Source organism: Nocardiopsis sp. NPDC006832, assembly GCF_040635885.1.
GTDB lineage: Bacteria > Actinomycetota > Actinomycetes > Streptosporangiales > Streptosporangiaceae > Nocardiopsis.
In genome coordinates, this window is record NZ_JBEYLC010000010.1 from 75,340 (window position 1) to 91,901 (window position 16,562).

General features: G+C 68.3%; 15 protein-coding genes. 6 read left to right on the top strand and 9 right to left on the bottom strand.

What is annotated here, in order from left to right; translation table 11 throughout:
• Positions 1-80: 80 nt before the first annotated feature.
• A complete protein-coding gene (gene secD / locus ABZ717_RS07545) occupies positions 81-2,747 on the bottom strand; it encodes a protein translocase subunit SecD (RefSeq protein ID WP_358506967.1) in 2,667 nt (888 codons plus the stop codon).
• 142 nt (positions 2,748-2,889) lie between these two features.
• Positions 2,890-3,348, bottom strand: a complete 459-nt coding sequence (locus ABZ717_RS07550; RefSeq protein ID WP_358506969.1) for a hypothetical protein — start codon at positions 3,346-3,348, stop codon at positions 2,890-2,892.
• A 281-nt stretch (positions 3,349-3,629) separates the two neighbouring features.
• Between ABZ717_RS07550 and metG the strand changes: the two genes are divergently transcribed.
• Positions 3,630-5,495, top strand: a complete 1,866-nt coding sequence (metG, locus tag ABZ717_RS07555) for a methionine--tRNA ligase (protein ID WP_358506971.1) — start codon at positions 3,630-3,632, stop codon at positions 5,493-5,495.
• Positions 5,496-5,584: 89 nt separating this feature from the next.
• Positions 5,585-6,508 (top strand): TatD family hydrolase, encoded by a 924-nt coding sequence (locus ABZ717_RS07560; RefSeq protein WP_358507064.1) that lies wholly within the window; start codon positions 5,585-5,587, stop codon positions 6,506-6,508.
• On the opposite strand, the gene rsgA is transcribed toward ABZ717_RS07560, so the two are convergent.
• The 4 genes from rsgA to tnpA form a co-directional block, all read right to left on the bottom strand.
• Entirely contained in the window at positions 6,505-7,620 is a 1,116-nt protein-coding gene (gene rsgA, locus ABZ717_RS07565) for a ribosome small subunit-dependent GTPase A (protein WP_358506973.1), read from the bottom strand. The genes ABZ717_RS07560 and rsgA overlap by 4 nt on opposite strands.
• A gap of 268 nt (positions 7,621-7,888) precedes the next feature.
• Positions 7,889-8,764 (bottom strand): MHYT domain-containing protein, encoded by an 876-nt coding sequence (locus tag ABZ717_RS07570; RefSeq protein WP_358506975.1) that lies wholly within the window; start codon positions 8,762-8,764, stop codon positions 7,889-7,891.
• Positions 8,765-8,891: 127 nt separating this feature from the next.
• On the bottom strand, positions 8,892-9,662 hold the full coding sequence (locus ABZ717_RS07575) for an MHYT domain-containing protein (RefSeq protein WP_358506977.1): 771 nt from the start codon (positions 9,660-9,662) through the stop codon (positions 8,892-8,894).
• 296 nt (positions 9,663-9,958) lie between these two features.
• On the bottom strand, positions 9,959-10,375 hold the full coding sequence (gene tnpA, locus ABZ717_RS07580; protein WP_358506979.1) for an IS200/IS605 family transposase: 417 nt from the start codon (positions 10,373-10,375) through the stop codon (positions 9,959-9,961).
• Between the two features lie 22 nt (positions 10,376-10,397).
• Here tnpA and ABZ717_RS07585 point away from each other — a divergent pair, with 22 nt between their 5' ends.
• Entirely contained in the window at positions 10,398-11,600 is a 1,203-nt protein-coding gene (locus ABZ717_RS07585) for an RNA-guided endonuclease TnpB family protein (protein WP_358506981.1), read from the top strand.
• 109 nt (positions 11,601-11,709) lie between these two features.
• Here ABZ717_RS07585 and ABZ717_RS07590 read toward each other — a convergent pair whose 3' ends face one another.
• A complete protein-coding gene (locus ABZ717_RS07590) occupies positions 11,710-12,252 on the bottom strand; it encodes a TetR/AcrR family transcriptional regulator (protein ID WP_358507066.1) in 543 nt (180 codons plus the stop codon).
• Between the two features lie 490 nt (positions 12,253-12,742).
• Here ABZ717_RS07590 and ABZ717_RS07595 point away from each other — a divergent pair, with 490 nt between their 5' ends.
• The 3 genes from ABZ717_RS07595 to ABZ717_RS07605 all read left to right on the top strand — a co-directional run bounded on the left by ABZ717_RS07595 (position 12,743) and on the right by ABZ717_RS07605 (position 14,083).
• A complete protein-coding gene (locus ABZ717_RS07595) occupies positions 12,743-13,234 on the top strand; it encodes a hypothetical protein (RefSeq protein ID WP_358506983.1) in 492 nt (163 codons plus the stop codon).
• A gap of 98 nt (positions 13,235-13,332) precedes the next feature.
• Positions 13,333-13,704 (top strand): hypothetical protein, encoded by a 372-nt coding sequence (locus tag ABZ717_RS07600; RefSeq protein WP_358506984.1) that lies wholly within the window; start codon positions 13,333-13,335, stop codon positions 13,702-13,704.
• Positions 13,705-13,840: 136 nt separating this feature from the next.
• Positions 13,841-14,083 carry a hypothetical protein gene (locus ABZ717_RS07605; protein ID WP_358506986.1) on the top strand — a complete coding sequence of 81 codons (243 nt, stop codon included), beginning with the start codon at positions 13,841-13,843 and terminating at the stop codon, positions 14,081-14,083.
• Positions 14,084-14,115: 32 nt separating this feature from the next.
• On the opposite strand, the gene ABZ717_RS07610 is transcribed toward ABZ717_RS07605, so the two are convergent.
• Together ABZ717_RS07610 and ABZ717_RS07615 are read right to left on the bottom strand one after the other, a co-directional pair.
• On the bottom strand, positions 14,116-15,120 hold the full coding sequence (locus tag ABZ717_RS07610) for a sugar phosphate isomerase/epimerase family protein (RefSeq protein ID WP_358506988.1): 1,005 nt from the start codon (positions 15,118-15,120) through the stop codon (positions 14,116-14,118).
• A 40-nt stretch (positions 15,121-15,160) separates the two neighbouring features.
• Positions 15,161-16,558 carry a nucleotide pyrophosphatase/phosphodiesterase family protein gene (locus tag ABZ717_RS07615; RefSeq protein WP_358506990.1) on the bottom strand — a complete coding sequence of 466 codons (1,398 nt, stop codon included), beginning with the start codon at positions 16,556-16,558 and terminating at the stop codon, positions 15,161-15,163.
• Positions 16,559-16,562 lie beyond the last annotated feature (4 nt).

The following is a 16,562-nucleotide window of genomic DNA, read 5'->3' on the forward strand; positions in this document are numbered from 1 at the left end:
CGCGCACAGGAGAAGGGCCCCGAACCGCACGACCTGGGCGGTTCGGGGCCCCTCGTTTCTCGGGCCGGTGAAGGCGCGCCCTAGACGACCGCTCCGTCGTCCGCGTCGCGGGCGGCCTTGGCCGCCACCTTCTGCTTGGCCTTGCGTTCCTTGATCACGTGCGGCGCGGGCGTCTTGTCCCACTTCTGCAGCCAGATGGCGATCGGTACCGCGACGAACACGGTGGAGACCACACCGGTGGACAGACCGACCAACATGGCGATGGAGAAGTCCTGGAGCGAGGACCCACCGAGGAAGGTGAGGAAGATCAGGATGATCCACGCACCGACGGTCGTGTTCACCGTACGCGGCAGGGTGTTGAGGATCGCGCGGTTGGCGATCTCGGTGAACGAGGACTTGTCGTCCCTCGCCCACTCGTCTCGCACCCTGTCGAACACCACCACCGAGTCGTTGACGGTGAACCCGATGACACTCAGGATCGCGGCGAGGAAGACCCCGTCGATGGGCTTGCCGAGCCAGATGAACAGGGCGACGACCAACAGCATGTTGAAGGCCAGCGACACCATGGTGGAGACACCGAAGGACCAGCGGAAACGCCAGGCCAGGTAGATCATCTGCAGGGCCAGGGCCGCGCCGAGCGCGATCAGGGCCCGGTTACGCAGCTCGTCGCCCATGCTCGGACCGATCAGCTCGTCGCTGATCAGGTCCACGCCACCGGTCTCCTCGGCGATGGCCTCGGTGATGCCGTTGGCCTCCGTGTCGGAGATGTCGCCGGTGCGGACGGACAGGTCGCCGTCACCGGACTCCTGGACCACCGCGGTGTCCGAACCCGCGAAGTCGAGCGCGGAGATGACACCTCGGGCCTCGTCGATGGACAGGTCCTGCTCGCCGGTGATCTCGTACTCCAGGACGCGACCACCGGTGAACTCGACACCGAGGTTGGTGTCGCGGACCAACGGTGCCGCGATCGCGGTGACCACGATCAGCGCGGCGACGATGAGTCCGACGCGGCGGAAGTTCATCAGCTGCGGGTTCTTCTCGACCAGCCAAGTGCGGACCTTGCCGATGCGGTTGATGCCGCTGATCGAGGGGTGCTTCTTGATGACGGTTCGACGCACCGCCCACTCCACGAACACGCGCGCGATGACGAGCGCGGAGATCATGGATGCGATGGTGCCCAGGCTCAGGGTCACACCGAAGCCCTGAACGGTGCCGGAGGCGAAGAAGAACAGCAGGGCGGCGGCAAGGATCGTGGTGACGTTGGTGTCGAGGACCGCGCTCCAGGCCTTCTGCGTGCCCTGGACGAAAGCCTTCTCCAGGTTGGGCGGCACCGCGCGGCGACGGCGACGGGCCAGGGCGCCGGTCTCCTTGCCCTCCTTGTCGGACTCCTTCATACCGGAGGCCTTGTTCGCCTCGTAGACCTGCTGTTGGCGCTGGTACTCCTCACGCGCCCGTTCGAAGATCAGCACGTTGGCGTCGATGGCCATACCGATCGCCAACACGAAACCGGCCAGACCCGGCAACGTCAGTGTGGCGCTGATGGCCACCAACGCGCCGTAGGCGATCAGGGTGTAGAACGCCAGGGCCAGGGAGGCCAGGAAACCGACCATGCGGTACACCACCGTGATGTACAGCGCGGTGAACGCGATGCCCAGGATGGCGGCGATGGCGCTGGCCTCGATGGCGGCGGCGCCGAGGGTCGGACCGACGGTCTGACGCTGGACCTCGGTGACCGGCAGCGGCAGCGAGCCACCCTCGATCAGCACGGCCAGCTCTTCGGCGGTCTCGCTGTTGAAGTCGCCGCTGATGGTGGTCTGGCCGCCGGCCATGCCCACCTCACAGGCGGTTTCCGCCGTCACCTGCGGGGACGAGATGACCTGGTCGTCCAGGACGATCGCGACGCGGCGACGTGGGTCGCCCTCTTGGAAACAGGCGGCCTGCCCGGTCAGTTCCTGCCACTGGTCACGGCCTTCGCCGCGGAAGGCGACGTTGACGACCCACTGGGCGCGGTTGACCTGGTCGAGGCCGGCCTCGGCGCTGGAGACGCGGTCGCCCTGGATGGCGGCCTCGCCCAGCTGGAGCATGGTGCCCTCGGAGTCGGGCAGGGTCACCGCGACGTCCTCGGGGTTCTCCGCGGGGGGACCGGCGGGCGCCTGGGGCATGCCGCCACCACCGGGGTCGCCGCCCATGCCGCCGAGGATCTCCTCCATCTCCTCCTGCGTCATCTCGCCGCCCTCGCCACCGGCGGGGGCTTCGCCCCCACCCTCGGCGGGAGCCTCGCCCTCGCCGTCGGAGGGGGCGCGGGCCTCGTCGGCCGGCGGGTTGGCGAAGTCTCCGCCCTGGGGCGCCTGGACGCCCTGGCCACCGCCGGACTCGCCCACGCCGAGGACCGGGTGGAAGGACAGCTGGGCGGTCTGGCCGACGATCTGCGCGGCCTCCGCCGGGTCCTGCACGCCGGGTAGTTCGACGATGATCCGGTTCTCACCGGAACGCGACATGTTCGCCTCGGCCACACCGAGACGGTCGATGCGCTGACGCAGCACCTCGACGACCTTGTCGGTGTTCTCCGAGTCGGCGGCGGTGCCGTCGGGGCCGTCCTGGGTTTCGAGGACGATCTGCGTACCGCCGCTCAGGTCGAGACCCAGGCGCGGTGGGATGAACCACGCCGCGCCGAACGCGACGAGGATGACGAGGAGGGAGATGAGCGCGCGTGTCCAGCGCGCTCCCGCTCCCGTTTGACTGGACAAGGGGTGAACCTCTCACTGCGGATGGTGGAACCGGTCGCGTGCCCGGGCACCGGACGGCTCGCGCGCGGCGCGAGGCCCGGGACCGAACGGGGGGTGCGAGGGCCCGGACCCGTACGAGACGGGTGAGGACCGACCGGGTTGGTCAGACGGTGGTGTGCGCGGTGAGAGGGGGCGCCCGGGTGGATGGCAGCCCCTCGGCGTCGACCTGTTCGGGAACGGGGTCGTGAAGGGGGAGGGGCAGCGGCCACCAGGGTTGGTCCCACACCGCCAGGCGCAGGGCGCAAGAGGGGACCGCGTCGGGCAGGTCCCGCAGTACCAACCGCTGATCGCAGGTGGAGGCGGGTGGCCCGAGCGCGACCGTCTGTGGGTCGACGTAGGGTCCGACCTCCTTGCCCGCCTCCTTGGCGGAGGGGGAGGGGCCGGAGTCGGCGGTGGTCGCCGGGGCGTCGGCCGAACCGACCGAGGAGGGGAGAGCCTCCCCATCACCGGACGGCGCGGCGGCCAAGGGGAAGGACAGCACGACCATCAACACCACGCCGGCGATCAGGGACGCGGTGTTCCGGGCAGGACGGGGTATGGCACGGGTATCCGTGGTGACCACCGCCTCGGGACCGGGTTGGAGGGTCGCTCTCTGTCGTTCCGCGTCGGCGCTCCGGTGACACTCGACGTCGTTGAGCCGAGCATAAGGGCAGGGACCCACCCCGGGGAATCACTGCCGGCCGCCCTGTGGACAACCGTTGCCGGAACGTATGCGGTCGACCGTCCGGGAAGCCCGGGGCGGAGGAGCGGGGGAAGGGGCGGGAAGCGCCGTCACATCGGGGAATCGGCGCCGTGGCCAGGGAGGCGGCCCGCGTACACCCCGGCCGGCTTTAGGCTTGGGTCATGTCGTCGAATCGCCACATCCTGACCGCGGTCGCCTGGCCCTACGCCAACGGCCCGCGCCACATCGGCCACGTCTCCGGTTTCGGGGTCCCCTCGGACGTCTTCTCGCGCTTCCAGCGAATGTCGGGGAACAACGTGCTGATGGTCAGCGGTACCGACGAACACGGCACCCCCATCCAGGTGCTGGCCGACCAGGAGGGCGTCAGCGCCCGCGAGCTGGCCGACCGCTACAACCGGATCATCGCCGAGGACCTCGTCGCCCTCGGCCTGTCCTACGACCTGTTCACCCGCACCACCACCGGCAACCACTACTCCGTCGTCCAGCGGCTGTTCACCACGCTCCACGACAACGGATACGTCTTCACGCGCACCACCAAGGGCGCGATCTCCCCCTCCACCGGCCGCACCCTGCCGGACCGCTACATCGAGGGCACCTGCCCCATCTGCGCCTACGACGGTGCCCGCGGTGACCAGTGCGACAACTGCGGCAACCAGCTCGACCCGATCGACCTGATCTCGCCGCGGTCCCGGATCAACGGGGAGACCCCCGAGTTCACGGACACCGAGCACTTCATGCTCGACCTGCCCGCCTTCGCCGAGATCCTCACCGAGTGGCTCAAGGGCAAGGAAGAGGAAGTGACCGCCTCGGAGCCGTCCGGTGATGGTGGTGGGCGCCGGGTGGGGTGGCGGCCCAACGTCCTCAAGTTCTCCCTGAACCTGCTGGAGGACCTCCAGCCGCGCGCGGTCACCCGTGACCTCAACTGGGGTGTGCCGATCCCGCTGGAGGGGTGGAGCGAGAACGCCAACAAGCGCCTGTACGTCTGGTTCGACGCGGTCATCGGCTACCTGTCCGCGTCCATCGAGTGGGCCGAGCGCGTGGGTGAGCCCGACGCCTGGAAGCGCTGGTGGCAGGAGAAGGACAGCGAGTCCTTCTACTTCATGGGCAAGGACAACATCGTCTTCCACTCGGTCATCTGGCCGTCCATCCTGCTCGGCGCGAGCGGCAAGGGCGACCGGGGCGGTGAGGTCGGAACGCTGGGCGAGCTGAACGTCCCCGACGAGGTGGTCTCCAGCGAGTTCCTCACCATGGAGGGACAGAAGTTCTCCTCCTCGCGCCGTGTGGTGATCTACGTGCGCGACTTCCTGGAGCGCTACTCCGCCGACGCGCTGCGGTACTACATCATGGCCGCCGGACCGGAGAACCAGGACACCGACTTCACCTGGGCCGAGTTCGTGCGCCGCAACAACGACGAGCTGGTCGCGGCCTGGGGCAACCTGGTCAACCGGTCCATCTCCATGGCCGCCAAGAACCTGGGCGAGATCCCCGCCGTCGGTGAGCTCACCGACGAGGACCGCGCGGTCCTGGCCGACTCCAAGGCCGCCTTCGACACCGTCGGCGCCCGCCTGGAGCGCTCACAGTTCAAGGCCGCCCTGCAGGAGGCCATGCGCACCGTCTCCGAGGCCAACAAGTACATCTCCGACCAGGCTCCGTGGGCGCTGAAGAAGACCGACCCCGAGCGGATGGCCACCGTTCTGCACGTGGCGTTGCAGCTGGTCCAGGACGCCAACACCCTGCTCACCCCGTTCCTGCCCGTCGCCGCCAACAAGGTGTACGCGATGATGGGTGGCACCGGGACCTGGACCGGCATGCCCCGGATCGAGTCGGGTCACGACACCATCGGTGACTCCGAGGAGAAGGTGGACTACCCGGTCATCACCGGTGACTACGCCGACAACGACGCCCGGTGGGCCTCGACGCCGATCGTCCCGGGCACCCCGCTGAGCCGCCCGGAGCCGCTGTTCACCAAGCTCGACCCGTCCGTGGTCGACGAGGAACTCGCGCGCCTGGCCGGCGACACCGAGTAACCGAGCACATGAGTACCCGCGGGCCCCGAGAACACCTCGGGGCCCGCGGGGAATCTCCAATGACCGAGGGACGACGGAGGAAGGTCGACGTGGGCAAGCGCAGTGGCAAGGCGGTCAAGGAGCGCAACGCGCAGACTCCGCCGGCGGCGCCCGAGGCGTTGCGGGTACGGGTGGCCGACAGCCACACCCATATGGACATGCAGTCCCCCGAGGTCCCCGAGATCATCGCCGCGGCCGAGGCCGTGGGCGTGACCCCACTGGTGCAGGTGGGCGTGGACCTGTCCTCTTCGCGCTGGGCGGTCGAGGTCGCCGAGCGGTACCCCGGGAAGGTGTGGGCCGCGGTGGCACTGCACCCCAATGAGGCCCCGCGCGTGGTGCACGGCGACGGCGCCGAGGGCGTGGAGGCCGACGACACCGACTGGACGGAGAAGGCCCGTCCCGCCGGTGGCATCGAGGCCTTGGAGGCCGAACTCGCCGAGATCGACGCCCTGGCCGGTCGCCCCGAGGTGGTCGCGGTCGGGGAGACCGGCATGGACACCTTCCGGACCGGGCCCGAGGGCGCGCGTGCCCAGGAGGAGTCCTTTCGCCGACACATCGCCATCGCCAAGAGGCACGGCAAGGCGCTCATGATCCACGACCGTGAGGCGCACGAGGACGTCCTGCGGATCCTGGTGGAGGAGGGCGCCCCCGAACGGGTGGTCTTCCACTGCTTCTCCGGCGACGCCGAGATGGCCAAGGTGTGCGCCGAGCACGGCTACTTCATGAGCTTCGCGGGCAACGTCACCTTCGCCGGCGCCGAATCACTCCGCGAGGCGGCGCGCGCGGCCCCCGCCGAGTCGATCCTGGTGGAGACCGACGCGCCCTTCCTCACCCCCAAGCCCTACCGGGGCCGACCCAACGCGCCCTACCTGATCCCGCTGACGCTGCGCGTGCTCGCCGAGGTCAAGGGGATGGACGAGGACGAGCTCGCCACCATCGTGGCGGACAACGCCCGTCGCGCCTTCGATTTCTAGAACCCTCGTTTGCGCCAGGCGTTCTCGCGGCCCTGACGGTCCTTCCGCTTCCATTCCTTACGACGGGCGGCGCGCAGTCGGGAGTCGTTGCGGCTCCGGTTCCACTCGGCCTCCCGACGCAGCCGGAACCAGCGGTCCAACCGGGCCGCGTCCAGTTCGCCCTCGTCGACGGCGGCGTTGACCGCGCAACCGGGTTCGTTTCCGTGTGAGCAGTCCCGGAACCGGCACCGCTCGACCAGGGCGTGGATGTCGGCGAAGGTCCGATCGACCCCGGTCTCGCCCCCGGGAACGTCGATTCGACGCACCCCCGGAATGTCCAGGAACAGGGCGCCACCGGGCATCGTGACCAGTTGCCGGTGGGTGGTGGTGTGCCGGCCTCGGCTGTCCTGCCGGATCTCGCCGGTCCCCATCACCTCCCGCTCGGCCAGTGCGTTGAGCAGGCTGGACTTGCCGGCTCCCGAGGTGCCCAACAGCACCCACGTGTCACCGGCGCTCAGTCGGGCGGCCAGGTCGGGCAGTCCGTCGCCGGTGTGCGCGCTGACGCCGTACACGTCCGCGCCGGTGGTGACGGCCCGGACCAGTTCGAGGACGTCCGGAAGCCGATCCCCGGCCAGTTCGGACTTGGTGACGGCCACGACCGGGGTGGCGCCGCTCGCCCAGGCGAGGCTGAGGAACCGCTCCAGTCGGCCCACGTTGGGGCCCTGGTCGGCGGCCTCGCAGATGAGGACGACGTCGATGTTGGCGGCCAGGACCTGGTCGTGCGAGTCCTTGGCCACGCCCTGTCGGACCAGGGTCCCGGTACGTTCCAGCACGGCCTCGACCACCCAGGTGTCACCGGATCGGCGGACCGCCACCCAGTCGCCGCCGGTGGGCGCGGTGGAACGGTCCGACTCGGCGGCCCTGCGCACCTCGGGTGACAGGTCGGCGGTGGCGGGCTCGGGTAGGTGGACGGCGACGGCGCCGCGTCGGGCCTCGATGACGCGGGCCGGTCGCAGGTGGTGCGGGGACGTCAGGGCGTCGAAGGCCGCGGAGACCCGCGGGTTCCATCCCAGCCGGGTCAGAGGGTGTTCGGGCAGGCCGGTCGTGCCGGTGTGTTCGCTGTGCTGACTCACGTCGTCTCTTCTTGGTACGGCGCGAGTCGGGGCCGTCGAGGTGCGGCGGCTCAGGACTCGCGGGAGATGAAAGAGGTGCCGTTGTGGGGGGTGGACACGAGGACGGGCATCGTGTGCTCCTCTCTTCTTCTCCCGCGGAAAGGGGCGGGAACCGGTGTGGCCGGCGCGGTGCGCGCCCGGTTCGATTCGAGACGAGCCTAGGCCGTGGTGCCCCCGGGACGCCAGTGGTTTTCACGGTCCCGGGGCACCACGCGAGTGCGGAACCGGTTCAGCGGTTCCTGGTCCACACGTCGTCACCCGGGCGGGGGGTTTCCTGGTCCAGGGGTGCGACGGGGGAGCCGTGCCGGGGCGCGTAGTCCTCCTGGCTTCGCAGCACGGCGTGCTCGGTGGAGCGGTGGGAGGGGCGCGTGTAGTCCCGACGGTCGTCCTCGTCGCCGCTCAGCAGCAGGAAGAGGCTGCAGATCAGCATGAAGACGAACAGGCCCACGATCAGGGGAAGGGCCAACTCGGTGGCCTTGACGCCTTCCGGGGCTCCGTAGTGGGTCATCTCCGGGCTGTCGACGTGCAGTCCGGCCATACCGGTGTAGTGCATGGCCGACACCGCGAGCCCCATCACCAGGGATGCTCCGAAGATGGCGCCGTTGTGCTTCAGGTTCCGGGCGAACCACAGGGCCACGGTGGACGCCACCAGGCCGATGACGCAGGAGGCGACGACGGGGAGGGCGTTGTGGTGCATCTCCCCGTGCAGGTTCATCGACGCCATGCCGGTGTAGTGCATCGAGACGACGCCGACGCCGAGCAGGGTTCCGGACAGCAGCAGGCGTCCGTTGCTCTGGTTCTGGATGACCAGGTGCAGGGCCAGACCCATGACGAGGATGGGTACGACGCCGCTGACCAGGGTCAGGAACGGGTCGTACCTGATGATCGTCCCGGGGATGGTGTGTCCCAGCATGGCGATGAAGTGCATCGACCACACGGCGATACCACCGAGGGACAGCGCCGCCAGGATCAGCCACTGCCAACGGACCAGACCGGCCGAACGACGGGCCCTCGCAGTGAAGACCAGCCCGAGGAAGGAACCGATGACGGAGACCGCGTAGGCGAGGGCGGGGGTGAGTAGACCTTGGGGGAATATGTCGGCCATGGCCGCAGGCCTCTACTTTCTATGACTCCAGTCACAAATGTGACCAGCAATCACAGATGGTAGAGACCGACCGTAATCCCCGCCAGAGGTGTGAAGACGGATTTCGTGACCACTTTCGGCCAGTTGGTCAGCCGTGGTTTTCGATCGACCGGCGATGGGAACCGCGTTTGTTCGAATCCGCGCCGTCCTCCACCCCCAGCATCAGGAGCAGGCTGCACACCAGCAGGAACACGAACAGGCCCACCACGAGCGGCAGTAGCAGGTCGATGCCGGTCGAGCCGGCCAAGGTGTCGGTGGTGCGTTCGGTCAGGGTGACGTCGACGCCGAACATGCCCGTGTAGTGCATGGCCGAGACCGCGACACCCATCACCAGGGCGGCGGCCAGGATGCTGAGCGTGCCGCGCAGCCGCCAGGAGAACCAGAGGGCGACCGTGGCCGCGACCAGGGCGATCGCCGTCGCCAGGACGACGAACAGGGGATCGTGGTGCATCTCGCCGTGCATGTGCATCGAGGCCATCCCGATGTAGTGCATGGAGACGATCCCGGAGCCCGCGATCACCCCGCTGATGAGGAGACGGGTGTTGTTCGGTTCGGTGCTCATCAGGAACAGCGCCACGGCCATGACGAAGATCGCGAGCAACCCGCTGGCTATGGTGAGCCCGGCGTCGTAGCGGATCGGGGTGCCGTGCACCTGGAAGCCCAGCATGGCGATGAAGTGCATCGACCAGATGGCGGTACCCCCGAGGCAGATCGCGCTCAGGGCCAGCCACCACCACCGGGCCGCGCCGGTGGACGTTCGGAGGCGGCGGGCGAACATCAAACCGATGAAGGATCCGATCACGGAGACCGCGTAGGCGCCTATCGGCGTCAGCAATCCGGTGTTGAAGTGGTCGATCATGATTTCCGCGTCCCTGGGCGTAAAAGGGTGAATCCTTAGCCTTCAGGATAAAATGCCTGTTCAGGGGCGTCGGGCGCGGAGAGCGTAAGGGGTCGTGGCCCGGGCCTCGGCGGGCCGACGGAAGCGCGCGGCCGTTGGGGGAGCCGTTTTCGGTTCACTCGGAATATGTGGTTTTTATCACCAAATGGGTTGCTGTGGGGCGAATGTTCGCTTGACCCCCAGGGCTACCTGTTTTATCCGAGAGTGCTCCGGCCTTCAGGCCGGAGGTGAATCGGATCCGAACCTGCGCCGGTCCGTCAGGACGGGCGTTTCTGGTCCTGGATGTACCGCCGAAGGACGCTGATCGGCGCACCCCCGACCGACCCGGCGAAATAGGACCCCGACCACAACCGCTTGGCTCGCCAGTAGTGGCGCTCAAGCTCAGGGAACTCCTGACGCAACCTACGCGAGGACACCCCCTTGAGGCTGTTGACCAGCTTGGATACCGCGACCTTGGGTGGGAAGTCCACCAGCAGATGGACATGGTCCACCTCGCCGTTGAACTCCACCAACTCTGATTCGAAGTCGGCGCACACCGCCCGCATGACCTCCTCCATCCGCCACAGGTGGCGGTCGGCGAAGACCTCATGCCGATACTTCGTCACGAAAACCAAGTGCGCGTGCATCGCGAAAACACAGTGTCTACCAGCCCTGACATTGCTCTCATTGGCCATAAGCCAATGATAGAATGCGAGCATGCAGCTTCGATACACCTACCGCCTTTACCCGGACAGGGACCAGCGCGCCGCGCTCGCCCGCTTGTTCGGGTGTGTGCGAGTGGTGTTCAACGACGCTCTGGAACGCCAGAATCCCGTGAAGGCGTCGAACAAGCTGCTCGGTTCCCCCAAGGCACGGACCGCCCAGGGCCCCTACCAGCGGGTACCCAAGAACACCGAGTTGTCCAAAGCGCTGATCACCGAAGCGAAGCGGACCCCGCAGCGGGAATGGCTTGCGCAGGTGTCCTCGGTCCCGCTCCAGCAGGCGTTGCGGGACCTGGACAAGGCGTGGAAAGCGCACGAGGACTCCAAGAGCGGAAAGCGCAAAGGCGCGAAGGTGGGGGCGCCTCGGTTCAAATCGCGCCGTGATAACACCCAGTCGGCCCGGTTCACCAACAACGCCAAATGGAAGATCACCGCCCCTGGGAAGTTGTCCCTGCCCAGGGTCGGCCAGATCAAGGTGGTGTGGTCACGCGAGCTGCCGTCCACTCCGACCTCGGTCACCGTGATCAAGGATGCCGCTGATCGGTACTTCGCCTCGTTCGTGGTCCAGACAAACGCCGATGAGGTACTGCCCGAGACCACGCCGGAGGTCGGGATCGATCTGGGATTGTCGCACTTCGCGGTGCTGTCGGACGGAACGAAGATCGCCAACCCGCGGTTCCTGCGCCGTGCCGAACGCAAGCTGAAGAGAACCCAGAGAGCACTCTCCCGCAAGACCAAGGGCTCCAACAACAGGGCCAAGGCCCGTCGGAAGGTGGCCCGCGCTCACGTTCGGATGGCCGATGCCCGTCGGAACTTTCACCACAAGCTGTCCGCCACGCTGGTACGCGAGAACCAAGCCATCCACGTGGAGGATCTGTCGGTGCAGGGGCTGGGACGCACCCGGATGGCCAAGAGCGTGCACGATGCCGGCTGGTCGGCATTTGTGAACATGCTTCAGTACAAGGCCACCAGGTACGGGCGCTCCTTCTCCAAGGTCGACCGGTTCCTGGCCTCCTCACAAACCTGCTCAGAATGCTGGGCCATCGATGGACCCAAACCCTTGCACGTACGGGAATGGACGTGCAAGGCGTGTGAAACCACCCACGATCGGGACGTGAACGCGGCCCGCATCGTCCTGGCGGCCGGACGGGCCGACAGGTCAAACGCCTGTGGAGGGACTGTAAGACCAGCCGCTTGAGGTTGGCAGGACCCAGGGAAACAGGAACCAGTGCGCGCTGTGAGGCGCGTAGTGCCACCTGCCCGACAAGGGCGGGTCGGAATCCCCGTCGTTCACGGCGGGGAGGACGTCAATCCTTGGGCGCGCGCATCCCCTGGAACGCGATGCGGATCAAGGCGTCGGCGATCTCCTCGCAGGCCAGTCCTCGGTCGGGCTTGTACCACTCGACGATCGAGTTGACCATGCCGAACAGCAGACGTGAGGCGACCGCGGGGTCCACGTCGCTGCGGATGTCGCCGTCGACCACGCCTTCGCGTACCAGGTCGGCGATCAGGTGGTCGAAGCGACGCCGGCGCTCCAGCGCCCGCTTCTCCACGTCGGTGTTGCCTCGCACCCGCAGTAGCAGGGTCACGTGCGGAAGTTCCTCGACCAGCACCCGGACGCTGCCGCGCATCACGTGTTCCAGGCGGTCGATGGCCCGCCCGGTGGTCGCGCCCTCTTCCCCGGTCACCTCGAACAACGCGTCCATCGCCAGGTCCAGCGACCGACGCAGCAGTTCGGTCTTGCCGGAGACGTGGTGGTAGATCGCGGACTTGGTCACACCCAGGGCGCGGGCCAGGTCCTCCATGCTCGTGCCGTCATACCCGCGTTCGTTGAAGACGCGGGCGGCCACGCGCAGCACGGAGTCGGCGTCGTGCCCCGGGCGGCCGGAGCGGCGCCGTCCGGTCGAGCGTGCGGCGGGGTCGTCGGGTGCGGAAGTTCGGGCCACGGTTGTCGAACCTACCTTGCGGCGGAGGGCTGGAGCGCGTGGAAGGTCGGGTCCTCCCACGTGTCGACCGGATCGGCCTACTGAACGAACGGTCGGTAACACACCCTAGGGCCTGTTCGTGTGCCTTGCGTTCCGTGAGCGAAAGTCCCGAAACAGAACAACGGACCTCATTCGCCGACACTGGCCGAAAAGTCCACAGAACGCATTCTGAGAATCAAACGCCACTTACTTCTTTTCCGCGAAATGGCAGGCCAGAAGGTGCGTAAATATTAAATGCCGGAAAAGCCTGCGAGAAGGACGATGGCGTCTTATTCTCGAATCGTCCGCTACCGGGACATCGTTCGATTCCGCCCGTGGGCCGACCGGATCGGCTCCGCCCTCACAAAGGAACGCCGTGCACGCCATCGACCAACAGATGCGGGAGATGCTCCAGACCCCTGGCGTACGCAGTGTCTGTCTCGTCGACTGGCGAGGCGACCGCGCCCTGTCCCACGTCGGAGAGGACGACGGGACCTCGGGCGCGGCGGCGATGCTCCAGGCCATCGCCGGCGGGCCGCTCTGCGCCGCCCAGACGGTGGAGGACGTGGTGGTCACCGAGGTCGACCACCACGTGCTGTACGCGGTCCTTCGCGGCTCGCACTACTGCGTGCAGGTCCGCGTGGAGCGCGACCAGGGCAATCTCGGGATCGCCCTGCGCAGACTGCGGGACCTGGCCGACAACGTCGAACCACCCGAACACGACACCCACCCGCCCCGCCGTGGCCACGGCCGTCCGATCAGGCCCAGGGCCCTGGTCACCCTGGACCGACCGATGCTGGAACGGGTCCTATCCGGGCTGCGCGCCCTTTCGGTGGAGCGGCCCGAAGCGGAAACGGTGGTCGCGTGAACGGTGGTTCGCCCCCGCGCCACCGGGGTCCGGGACTGCGTCGTTGGATCGCCGACCGGAGAGAGCTGCGCCGAATCAACCAAAGGAAAGAGAAGGACATGCCCAACATCGAAGCCGGACTCAAGGAAATGATGGAGATCGAGGGCGCCGTCGGGGCCGCGGTGGTCGACTACAGCAGCGGAATGGCCCTGGGCACCCTCAGTTCGAACAAGTCCCTGGACCTCACGGTGGCCGCCGCGGGCAACACCGAGGTCGTCCGGGCCAAGATGCGGACCATGGACCAACTGGGCCTGAACGACGCGATCGAGGACATCCTCATCACCCTGTCCGGGCAATACCACGTCATCCGGCCCCTCACCAGCCGCAAGGGGCAGGGACTCTTCCTCTACCTGGCGATGGACCGCGCCCGCGGGAACCTCGCCCTGGCCAGGCACCGGCTCAAGGGCATCGAGGAGACCCTGGAGATCTGAGGCCGGTCCCGGGACGGTGGGTGGGTCCGGGCCCGCCCCCACCGTCCCGGTCGGCTCTCCCCAGGCGCTTTCCCACCTCGCCACGGATGGGAGAGAATGTCGTCGACCATCCCCCCGAACCGCAGGGAGACCGGCGATGTTCCGGATCGCGATCAGTCGGCTCACCGATGACGGCCGACGCATCACCCCCGAACACCGGGGCACGGCCCTGTCCATCGACGAGGCGGTCCTCGCCCTGCGCGAGGTGCTGCCCGGCGTGGACACCAGTGCCTTCGGCGGTGACGCCGTCCAACGCTCGGTGAACCGGGTCAACGACTTCCGCCACGACGTGGGGACCGACGGCGGGGAGTTCCGCGTCGTCATCGCCCCCATGATGTGACGGGCCGACGTGGGGGGCCGCGGCCGGATCCGTCAGCCGGAGCCGAACGCGGAGTCGAAGGAAGACGTGGGCGGGTCGAAGACGTTGGCCCGCACGAACCTCACCGCCTCCGCCGCACCGGTCAGACGGTCCATTCCGGCGTCCTCCCACTCGATGGAGATCGGCCCGTCGTAGCCGATCGAGTTCAGCACGCGGAAACACGCCTCCCATGGCACGTCGCCCCGGCCGGTGGACACGAAGTCCCAGCCCCGACGCGGGTCGCCCCACGGCAGGTGTGAGCCCAGACGTCCGTTACGGCCGCCGCCCACGCGCTTGCGGGCGTCCTTGCAGTCCACGTGGTAGATCCGGTCCCGGAAGTCCCACAGGAATCCGATCGGGTCGATGTCCTGCCACACCATGTGGCTGGGATCCCAGTTCAACCCGAACGCCTCCCGGTGCCCCACCGCCTCCAGGGCCGCCTGTGTCGACCAGTAGTCGTAGGCGATCTCCGAGGGATGCACCTCGTGGGCGAAGCGCACGCCCACCTCGTCGAACACGTCCAGGATCGGGTTCCACCGGTCGGCGAAGTCCCGGTAACCGGCCTGGATGACGTCGTCGCCCACCGGCGGGAACATCGCCACGTACTTCCAGATCGCGGAGCCGGTGAAGCCCACCACCGTGGACACGCCCAGCCTCGCGGCCGCCCGGGCGGTCAGCTTCATCTCCTCGGCGGCGCGCCGCCGCACGCCCTCGGGGTCGCCGTCGCCCCAGACCCGGGACGGCAGGATGTCCCGGTGGCGGTGGTCGATGGGGTCGTCGCACACCGCCTGGCCCAGCAGGTGGTTGGAGATGGCCCACACGCCGAGCCCGTGCCGTTCGAGGATCTCCCGGCGCCCCTGGACGTAGGAGTCGTCGACGGCGGCGCGGGTGACGTCCAGGTGGTCGCCCCAGCAGGCGATCTCCAGTCCGTCGTAGCCCCAGGAAGAGGCGAGTTCGCACACCTTCTCGAAGGGCAGGTCGGCCCACTGGCCGGTGAAGAGGGTGACCGGTCTGGTCATCGTGCATCCTCCGTTGTTCGGGGGGTCGGGGCCGGTTGCGTCATAGCGGGGTCGACCTCGTCGGTGCCGGCACACCGACGAGGTCGAGTATGAGATCGCGGACCTCGGTGGCCGCGAAACGATCCCGGTCCGGGATGGGGCCGTCGCACAACAACAGCGGTCCGTCCTCGGGATCGGTGTGGGGGCGTCCGTGGGTTCCGCGCACACAGCCCGGATCCAGGGGGACGACGTTCATCGCGTACCGCAGGCCGACCTTCTTGCGGATCAGGCCCGCCGCGGCCCGCGCCTTGACCATCGGGTCGGCGGGGTCGAGGAACAGCTCGGCCGGGTCGTATCCGGGCTTGCGGTGGATGTCGACGCCACGCGCGAAGTCGGGGGCGCGGTCGTCGTCCAGCCAGTAGTAGTAGGTGAACCAGGCGCCCGGATCGGCGAACAGCACCAGTTCGCCGGAGCGGTCGTGGTCGAGTCCGTGACCGGCCTGCGCCGCCCGGTCCAGGACCAGGTCCACACCCTCCAGGCCGGCCACGACCTCGGTGACCGCGGGCAGGTCGGCGGGGTCGTCCACGTAGACGTGGGCGCACTGGTGGTCGGCGACCGCGAAGGCGCGCGAGGCCCACGGGTCCAGGTACTCCATGCCCTCCTGCGTGTACACCTCCAGCAGCCCGGCCTCGCGCAGCGCGCGGTTGACGTGCACGGGGCGGTCGGCCGGGGTGATGCCGTACTCGCTGAGCACCAGCACGGTGACACCGGCCGCCTCGGCGTCGTCCAACAGCGGCGCCAGCGCGGCGTCGAGGTCGCCGACCGCCTTGAGGGCCTGTTCGGATCCCGGGCCGAAGCGTTGTAGGTCGTAGTCCAGGTGCGGGACGTAACACAGGGTCAGGTCGGCCCTGGGCAACAGTCGACGGGTGGCGGCCACGATCCACTCGGTGGAGCGGAGGGAGGCGGTCGGCCCCCAGTAGTGGAACAGGGGGAAGGGGCCCAGCTCATCGGTGAGTTCGTCGTGCAGCGCCACCGGCCGGGCATAGTAGTCAGGGGACTTGCGCCCGTCCGCGTGGTAGACGGGCCTGGGCGTGATGGTCCAGTCGGTGGTGGCGCCCATGGCGTACCACCAGCACACGTTGGCGGTCCGGAAACCGGGGCGGTGCCTGCGGGCGGTCTCCCACACCTTCTCGCCCTGGACCAGCCGGTTGTGCTGGCGCCACAGGTGCACCTCTCCCAGGTCACGGAAGTACCAGCCGTTGGCGACGGCGCCGTGGCCGGCCGGGGTGGCGCCGGTGAGGAACGTGGACTGCACGGTGCAGGTCACGGCGGGCAGGACGGTCTCCAAGGTGGCCTGCCGGCCCCGTTCCGCCAGGGCCCGCAGACGGGGCGCGTGCCGAAGCAGCCGGGGGGTGAGGCCGACCGCGTCGATGACGAGGAGGCGGCGGTCCTGGGTCATGGGG